The following is an 8,284-nucleotide window of genomic DNA, read 5'->3' as shown; positions in this document are numbered from 1 at the left end:
CGATACGACGGGGCGAGCTCGGGGCGACGACGCCTTCCGCGTGCAACGTCCATTCCGAAACATGGTCGGTACGCACCGATTCCGGACGCGAGTGCACCGAAATCGAACGCTCACCGTATTCACCTGCGCCACCGATCGCCACACGGACTTGCACAGGTTTCGGCAATACCAGCGGAGCTACCAACGTCAGCTCTCGCAGCTGTCCGCACCCGACCTCGTCGGCCCCGCGCATCACCAACTCCACGAACCCGGTCCCCGGCAGCAATACCGCACCCGACACCGCGTGATCGGCCAACCACGGCTGAAATGCCGCCGACAGGCGACCCGACACGATGACTCCCCCGGTCTCGGGGACCGCCACAACCGCACCGATCAATGGATGCTGAGAACCCGCCACTCCCAACGCATCCACGTCGCCGGACCGGTCTGCTTCCCGCCAGTAGTGACGACGCTGGAACGCATAGGAAGGCAATGTCAATCGACGACGTGCTGTACCGTCCCACAACCGTAACCAGCTGACTCCACCGGCAGCGCCCGCGGTGACGTCGACGGTCGCTAGCGCAATCAACAGACACGCTCGCTCACTCCGGGTTCGAGCCAATACCGCCACGACATCCGCCGCAGCCGTGATCGAATCCATCGCACCGCGCGCATCGTCGAGAATGTCGCTGATCAACGCCGTGAGCCCGCCATCGGGACCAGCCACGACATACCGCGACACGCCCGCCTCGTGCAAAGACTGAATACCATCGGCGAAGCGCACGCACTCCCGCACGTGCGACACCCAATAGTGCGGTGACAGCATCGACGAATCTGCAAGCACACCAGTCACATTCGACACGATGGGGATGCTCGGCTCGTGCCACCGAATCCCGTCCAGTGCGCGTGCGAACTCGGCCAGCATCGGTTCCATGAGCGGCGAATGGAACGCATGCGAAACGCGCAGCCACCGCACGCCTTCGGCGGCGATTCGCGATCGCGCCACGACAGCTTCGATCTGTTCGCGGGGTCCGGAGACCACCACCGACCGCGCGCCATTCGCGGCGGCTATGCCCACCGATCCTAATCCCGCGTCGACCTCGAGAACGGCACGTATCTCGGCTTCGCTCGCCGTGAGTGCCGCCATGGCTCCTCTTGTCGGGAGGGCCTGCATCAACCGCGCCCGCGCGGCCACCAACGTCACCGCATCCGGCAACGACAGGATCCCGGCCACATGGGCGGCAACGATCTCACCGATGGAATGCCCAGCGACGACATCGGGTGTGACACCGAACGATTCGAGCAACCGCGCGGTCGCCACGCCGACCGCGAACAGCCCGGTCTGCGCGAAGAGGGTCGAATTCACAGCCTCGTGCTGATCGACCGACACGTCGTAATCCACGGGCCAGATCACTGCACGCACCGAGAAGCCCAACTCCGTGTGCAGCAGGTCGGTCACCTCGTCGAAGGCGGTCGCGAACACCGGGAACTCCTGGGCGAGTTCGCGTCCCATGCCGATCCACTGTGCGCCTTGGCCCGGGAACACAAACGCCGTCTTTCCCGGTCGCACCACACCCGCAACCACCGACGGGTGAGACCTGCCTGCCGCCAGTGCCGACAATGCCGCTACGAGTTCGGTGCGATCGGTACCGGCGATCACCGCGCGATGCTCCAGACGCGCGCGGCTCGACACCAGTGACCAACCCACATCCACGGGATTCCGAGCAGGGTCCGCCTCGACCTGCGCGGTCAGCCGAGCGGCAGTCTCGCGCAGTGCGGGCTCCGAGCGCGCCGACAGCACCCACGGCAGGACCCGGCCGGTGGCCGAATCATCTTCCACCGCTGGTGAATCGGAATCGAAAACGGTCGCATCGGGGGCTTGTTCGAGGATGATGTGGGCGTTGGTGCCGCTGATGCCGAAGGAGGAGACGCCTGCGCGTCGTGGTCGATCGGGATCTTGGCGTAGGCCGCGTCGAACTCGGCCTCCGAGACGAGGAACGCGTAATGCTGCGGCTGGATGTCGGAAGCAGGCGGCGGCAATCGAGCGAAATCGAAGGTGACGCCGTTGTCGAGCGGGATCGGAATGAACGGACCCCACTCCTTTCCTATGTCCAACCCGAGGATGTCCGCCCAGAATTCGGCGGTTTCCCTATTATCGCGGCAACCGACAATGGTGTGATTGAACTGTACTGACAGGGGATTTCTCCTAGGTTCGTGATGGCGCCGACCCTGGGCACGGTACGAGGCGGCCGACAGGAGCACCATCACCGCGAACGAATTTAGCGCCGAATCGGCGGTCCCGCAACGGTCTTTTCGCGGTAGGTTCGCGCCATGAGGATTCGTGGAGCCGTCCTGGAACGCATCGCCGACCCGGCGCCGTTCGCCGCGTCGCAGCCGATCACCGTGTGCGAGCTGGAATTGGCCGAGCCGGGCGCGGGTGAACTGCTGGTCCGGATCGAGGCGGCGGGACTGTGCCATTCGGATCTGTCGGTGGTCGATGGCAATCGGGTGCGCCCGGTGCCCATGCTGCTCGGCCACGAAGCGGCGGGCATCGTCGAGTCCGTCGGGCCCGGTGTCGACGACGTGTCGGTGGGACAGCGGGTCGTGATGACGTTCCTGCCGCGCTGCGGCGACTGCCCTGGCTGTGCGAGCAACGGGCGCACACCGTGCGGGCCGGGCAGTGTCGCCAACAACGCAGGCGAACTCCTCGGCGGCGGGCGCCGGCTGCGCCGCGACGGCGAGGAGGTGCACCACCACCTCGGTGTCTCCGGGTTCGCCACCCATGCCGTCGTCGACCGGCGGTCGGTGGTTCCCGTCGACGACGACGTCCCGCCGGAGGTCGCCGCGGTGCTCGGCTGCGCGGTACTCACCGGTGGTGGCGCGCTGCTCAATGCGGCGAAACCGGCGAAGGGCGACCGGATCATGGTCGTCGGTCTCGGTGGTGTCGGCATGGCCGCGGTGCTCGTCGCGGTCTCGCTCGGACTCGGTGAGGTCGTCGCCGTCGACACCGTCGCCGAAAAGCTCGCGCTGGCACGAGAATTCGGCGCCACCGCCGTGTTCACGCCGGGCGAGATCGCCGAGCAGGGCGTGCAGGCCGACGTGGTGATCGAGGCCGCGGGCAATGTGCGCGCCTTCGAAACCGCCGTCGCCGCGACAGCTCCCGGTGGCGTCACCGTGACGGTCGGCCTGCCCGCTCCCACCGCCACCGCCACGATCTCCCCGCTGGCACTGGTCGCCCAGGGGCGCACCATCATCGGCAGCTACCTCGGCTCGGCCGTGCCCGAGCGCGACATCCCCGAATACGTGCGCCGGTGGCGCGCCGGCACGCTGCCGCTGGAGCGGATCGTCTCGTCCCGGATCGGCCTCGACCAGGTCAACCAGGCGATGGACGAGCTCGCGGCGGGCGCGGCACTACGGCAGGTGATCGTGTTCGACTGACCTCGGCGCCGGGTCGCCCGCCGCTGCTCGATAGGCTTGCCGGCAAGTGAGCAGCGAGACGAGGAGATGCGGGTGACCATTCGGGTCGGAGTGCTCGGAGCACACGGCAAGGTCGGACAGGCGATCTGCGCGGCCGTGGAGGCGGCGGCCGATCTGGAGCTGGTCGCGCAGGTCGACAAGGGTGACGCGCTGGAGACGTTCACCGAGACCGGTGCCCAGGTGGTCGTCGACTTCACCCACCCCGACGTGGTGATGGGGAACCTGAAGTTCCTGGTCGAGAACGGGATCCACGCGGTCGTGGGCACCACCGGTTTCGACGAGGCCCGCCTGGCCGAAGTCCGGTCCTGGCTGGCGCAGCGTCCCGAGGTCGGCGTGCTGATCGCGCCGAACTTCGCCATCGGCGCGGTGCTGTCGATGCGGTTCGCCGAGCAGGCGGCGCGGTTCTTCGAATCGGTCGAGGTCATCGAGCTGCACCACCCGAACAAGGCCGACGCGCCCTCGGGCACCGCCTACCGCACCGCCGCGCTGATCGCCGCGGCCCGCGCCGAGGCGGGCGTCGGGCTCAGCCCCGATGCCACCACCACCGAACTCGAGGGTGCCCGCGGCGCCGACGTCGACGGTGTGCGGGTGCACTCGGTGCGCCTGGCCGGGCTCGTCGCCCACCAGGAGGTGCTGTTCGGCACCCAGGGCGAGACCCTGACGATCCGCCACGACTCCATCGACCGGAACTCCTTCGCGCCGGGCGTGCTGCTCGGCGTGCGCGAGATCGCCGGGCGTCCCGGCCTGACCGTGGGTCTCGACCCCTTCCTGGATCTGTGAGCGCACCCGAACCCGCCGCGCGGCGACCTGATCGTCAGGTCGTGAAAATCGTTGCGCTGGTGGCGTTCCTGGTGCTGGCGCTGATCTACTACTTCATCCGCCTCGGCGGGCTCGCCATCGCCTACATCGCCGACGGCGGCTTCGCCGGCATCACGATCGGCATCGGCATGCTGCTGCTGCCGATGGTCGGCGTGTGGATCGTGTGGACGACGCTGCGGGCCGCGCTGGCCCATCAGCACCTGGCCCGCCGCATCCACGAGGAGGGACTCGAGGTCGACACCTCGCAGCTGCCGCACCGTCCCTCCGGGCGCATCGAACGCGAGGCGGCCGACGCGCTGTTCGCGCAGATCAAGACCGAATGGGAAGCCGACCCGGACAACTGGCGGTCCTCCTACCGGCTGGCCCGCGCCTACGACTACGCGGGCGACCGCACCCGCGCCCGCGAGACCATGCGCCGCGCGGTGGCATTGGAGAAGCTGGAACGGGAGTCGTAGACCACGCGTCGAATAGGCTGGCGGAGTGCCGAGCCTGCTGATCATTCATCACACTCCGTCGCCGTTCATGCAGGAGATGTTCGAGGCGGTCGTCTCCGGCGCGACCGACCCCGAGATCGAGGGCGTGGACGTTGTCCGGCGGCCCGCGCTGTCGGTTTCTCCGACGGATGTCCTGGCGGCGGACGGCTACATTCTCGGCACCCCGGCCAACCTCGGATACATGAGCGGCGCCCTCAAGGTCGCCTTCGACACCATCTACTACCCGTGCCTGGACTCGACGCGCGGCCGTCCGTTCGGCGTCTACATCCATGCGAATCAGGGTGCCGAGGGGGCCCAGCGGGCCATCACGTCGATCACGACCGGCCTCGGCTGGGTGAAGGCGGCCGACGATGTGGTGGTGTCGGGGAAGCCGCCCAAGGCCGATATCGAAGCGTGCTGGGAGTTGGGCGCGACTGTCGCGGCCCAGTTGATGGGCTGAGCGGACGGCAGGAACCCGCCTGATTCCAGGACGCGGCAAGGTGGCGATCACCGGCGAACTTCGGCGTTGCAGCCGCGGGGTGCGATCGCTTCGGTGCGAAGATGTGTGGTGTGCGGATCCCTGGCTCGATCCCCGTCAGCGCTCGTCGGGCGCGCTCTGTGCGCCGCGAGTGGACAGTCTGTCTCGCCGTGGCTTCGACCGTCATGGTGGCGGCCTGCGGCACCTCGAGTTCGCCGCCGGACACCGCACATTCTGCGACCATGCCGACGACAGCGGCCCACGCGCCGGCGAAACTGGAGCCGCGCGACTGCCCGGATCTGCCGGAGCTGACGGACGCGCAGTGCTGGACCATGGAGGTGCGGGCGAATCGCACCACCGGCCAGGGCACTGTCCGGTTGCCGGTGGCGAGAATTCCGGCGGAAATTCAGCCTGCGGAGCCGGATCCGATCGTGTTTCTGACCGGCGGGCCGGGTAACGATGCGATCCTGGACCCGCCGATCCCGAATGGTGTCGGCCGAAATCGCGATCTGATCCTGATGTCAGCTCGGGGCACGCTCTCGGCGGAACCGGCGCTGACGTGCCCGGAAATCGATACGTTCTACGCCGAACGAGTGGGTCTGGTATTCGACTCGCCCAGCACCGGCAGCAAGTATTCCGACGCGGCCGGGGCGTGCTACGACCGGCTTTCGGGTAGCACAGATCTGGCGGCATTCAACACCATGGAAATGAGCTCCGATCTGGCGGAGTTGCGGGCGGCGCTGGAGATAGACCGGTGGAATATCTATTCCCATTCCTACGGCACCGACCTCGCGCTGGTCTACATGCGCCAGGACCCGCAGGGTATCCGGTCGGTGATTCTGGACGGTGTGACGCCGCCGTCCGTCGCCGCCCTCGGGTGGACCTGGGCCAGTGCGCGGGAAGCCTTCGACAACATGACCGTGGCATGCGATGCCCAACCGCAGTGCGAAGCGGCCTACCCCGACCTCGCAGACAAGTTCGTCGATATGGTCAACAGGCTCGAGTCCGAGCCGATCACGACCACCGTCGACGTCCACGGTAAGAACACCACAGTGGTCCTCGACGGCGGCACGCTGCTGAACTGGTTCGTCCCGATGGCCACCCATTTTCCCGCGGAGTTTCCCGCGGCGATCTACGAGTTGGCCGAGGGCAAGCCGGAACGTATCGCCCAGGTCTGGGCGATGGTCTGGACGGATCCCGCCAAGGTCGGGAAGTTCGGCTGGGGCCTGGCATTGAGTGTGTGGTGCGGCGAATGGGTGCCGTTCGAGACCCGCGAGGACGAACTCCGGATGGCAGCGGAAGCCTTCCCCGCCTTCCCTGATTCGGTGCGCGAGCAGGCGCCGCAATTGCCGTTCCTGCGCGAAGTATGTGAGGTGTGGCGGGTGCCGAAAGCCCCCGACGACATTCGCGACGTGACGAAAAGCGATATCCCGACGCTGGTGCTGTCCGGTAGCTACGACGGTCAGACCGGGGCTCAATGGGGACACTCTGTCGCCGCGGATCTTTCGCGGTCCACGGAAGTGACTGTGCCGGGCGTCGCGCACGGCATCTACACCGATCCCTGCGCGGCCCAGATCGCGGTCTCGTTCTACGAGAATCCGCTCGAGCCCGACACCGGCTGTGTCAGCGCGGTGCAACCGCCCCCATACGCCGTCAACCCGCCGCCGCCGTGACACGGTTCGGTCCCGGACGGGCTGCTACCACCGTGTCGCGACGTTCGGTGCTCGGTGGTGCCGTCGGCGGTGCGGCGCTGCTCGCGCTGTCGTCCTGTTCGTCTACGCCCTCGCCCGCGCCGGGGACGACCACCAGGGACTCCGCGTTCGGCGAACTCGACGCCAAGATCGAAGCAGGCATGCGGTCCTATGGAATACCGGGCGTCGCCGTCGGCGTCCTGATAGGCGGGCGGGAATACATCACAGGGTATGGCGTCACCAATGTCGACCACCCGGTGCCGGTCGACGCCGACACGGTATTCCGGATCGGCTCCACCACAAAGACATTCACGGGCACCACCATCATGCGGTTGGTCGACGAGGGCACGGTGGAGCTGGACGCGCCGGTGCGCCGCTACCTGCCGGACTTCGCGGTCGCCGATCCGGCGGTCGGCGCCGAGGTCACCGTGCGACAGCTGCTGAACCACACCTCCGGCTGGCTGGGCGACGATCTGCAGGACTTCGGACGCGGCGACGACGCGCTGGCTCGCTACGTGGCCTCGATGACCCGACTGCCGCAGCTGACACCGCCGGGCAGCGTGTTCGCGTACAACAACGCCGGACTGGTGGTCGCGGGACGGATCGTCGAGGTCGTCACGGGATCGACCTACGAGGCGGCGGTGCGGAATCTGCTGCTCGACCCCCTGGAGTTGAGTCGTACCCGGTTCTTCTCCGACCACATCATCGGCTTGAACATCGCTGCCCCCCACACCATGGTCGATGGAAAACCCGTGGTGGACACAGGGTTCTGGGAATTCCCGCGCAGCTGCAACCCCACCGGATCGTTGATCTCGAGCGTCCGGGATCAAATGCGCTACGCGCGTTTTCACCTCGGCGACGGCACCGCACCCAACGGCACCCGCGTCTTGAGCAGTCAAGCCCTCGAGGCCATGCGTTCCAACCCGGGTGCGGGCGGGACGCTGCAGGTCGAGCTCACCGGCATGGGCGTGACCTGGATGCTGCGCCCCTCTGCCGAGAACGAGACGATCGTCCAGCACGGCGGGACCTGGTCGGGGCAACGCTCCGGATTCTTCCTGGTGCCGAGCCGCGACTTCGCCATGACCGCGCTCACCAACTCCGAGGGCGGCGCGCAACTGCTCACCGACCTGTTCGCCGACGATTGGGCATTGCGGCGGTTCGCCGGGGTCGGCAACCTGCCCGCGACGCCGCAGATCCTCAGTGCCGGTGAGCTCGCCCCCTACGAAGGGCGTTACGCGACCCAGCAGGTCGTCGAGACGGGCAGCCTCGAGTCGTGGGGGGTAGGCGTGGGTTGGCGGGTCGGCCCGCGGGCCCGGCCCCAGTGGGGCGGGGGCGGACCCCCCCACAAACCCCCAGATGTAGGCCGG

At 67.7% G+C, this 8,284-nt stretch carries 7 protein-coding genes; 6 read left to right on the top strand and 1 reads right to left on the bottom strand.

Annotated elements, in window-relative coordinates:
- Positions 1–2,077: acyltransferase domain-containing protein (locus ACFWPJ_RS17905; RefSeq protein ID WP_378852658.1), on the bottom strand; the 2,077-nt coding region annotated here is incomplete at its 3' end.
- Between the two features lie 233 nt (positions 2,078–2,310).
- Between ACFWPJ_RS17905 and ACFWPJ_RS17900 the strand changes: the two genes are divergently transcribed.
- From ACFWPJ_RS17900 to ACFWPJ_RS17875, 6 genes are all read left to right on the top strand, one after another.
- The gene (locus ACFWPJ_RS17900; RefSeq protein ID WP_378852656.1) at positions 2,311–3,417 is read left to right on the top strand and encodes an alcohol dehydrogenase catalytic domain-containing protein; all 1,107 of its coding nucleotides are present in this window, start codon (positions 2,311–2,313) and stop codon (positions 3,415–3,417) included.
- A 72-nt stretch (positions 3,418–3,489) separates the two neighbouring features.
- Positions 3,490–4,236: a 4-hydroxy-tetrahydrodipicolinate reductase gene (gene dapB / locus ACFWPJ_RS17895; RefSeq protein WP_378852654.1), complete on the top strand. Its 747-nt coding sequence runs from the start codon at positions 3,490–3,492 to the stop codon at positions 4,234–4,236.
- Complete coding sequence (locus ACFWPJ_RS17890; protein ID WP_378852652.1) at positions 4,233–4,730, top strand: hypothetical protein; 498 nt, start codon at positions 4,233–4,235, stop codon at positions 4,728–4,730. Before dapB ends, ACFWPJ_RS17890 begins: the two co-directional genes overlap by 4 nt.
- A gap of 25 nt (positions 4,731–4,755) precedes the next feature.
- Positions 4,756–5,208 carry a flavodoxin family protein gene (locus ACFWPJ_RS17885; protein ID WP_378852650.1) on the top strand — a complete coding sequence of 151 codons (453 nt, stop codon included), beginning with the start codon at positions 4,756–4,758 and terminating at the stop codon, positions 5,206–5,208.
- Positions 5,209–5,468: 260 nt separating this feature from the next.
- Entirely contained in the window at positions 5,469–6,899 is a 1,431-nt protein-coding gene (locus ACFWPJ_RS17880; protein ID WP_378852648.1) for an alpha/beta fold hydrolase, read from the top strand.
- An 86-nt stretch (positions 6,900–6,985) separates the two neighbouring features.
- A partial coding sequence (locus ACFWPJ_RS17875; protein ID WP_378852660.1) for a serine hydrolase domain-containing protein occupies positions 6,986–8,284 on the top strand: 1,299 nt, incomplete at its 3' end.

This window comes from Nocardia sp. NPDC058497 (assembly GCF_042720195.1).
GTDB lineage: Bacteria > Actinomycetota > Actinomycetes > Mycobacteriales > Mycobacteriaceae > Nocardia.
Note: the sequence above shows the minus strand (reverse complement) of the source record. Positions and strands in the feature narration are given on the sequence as shown.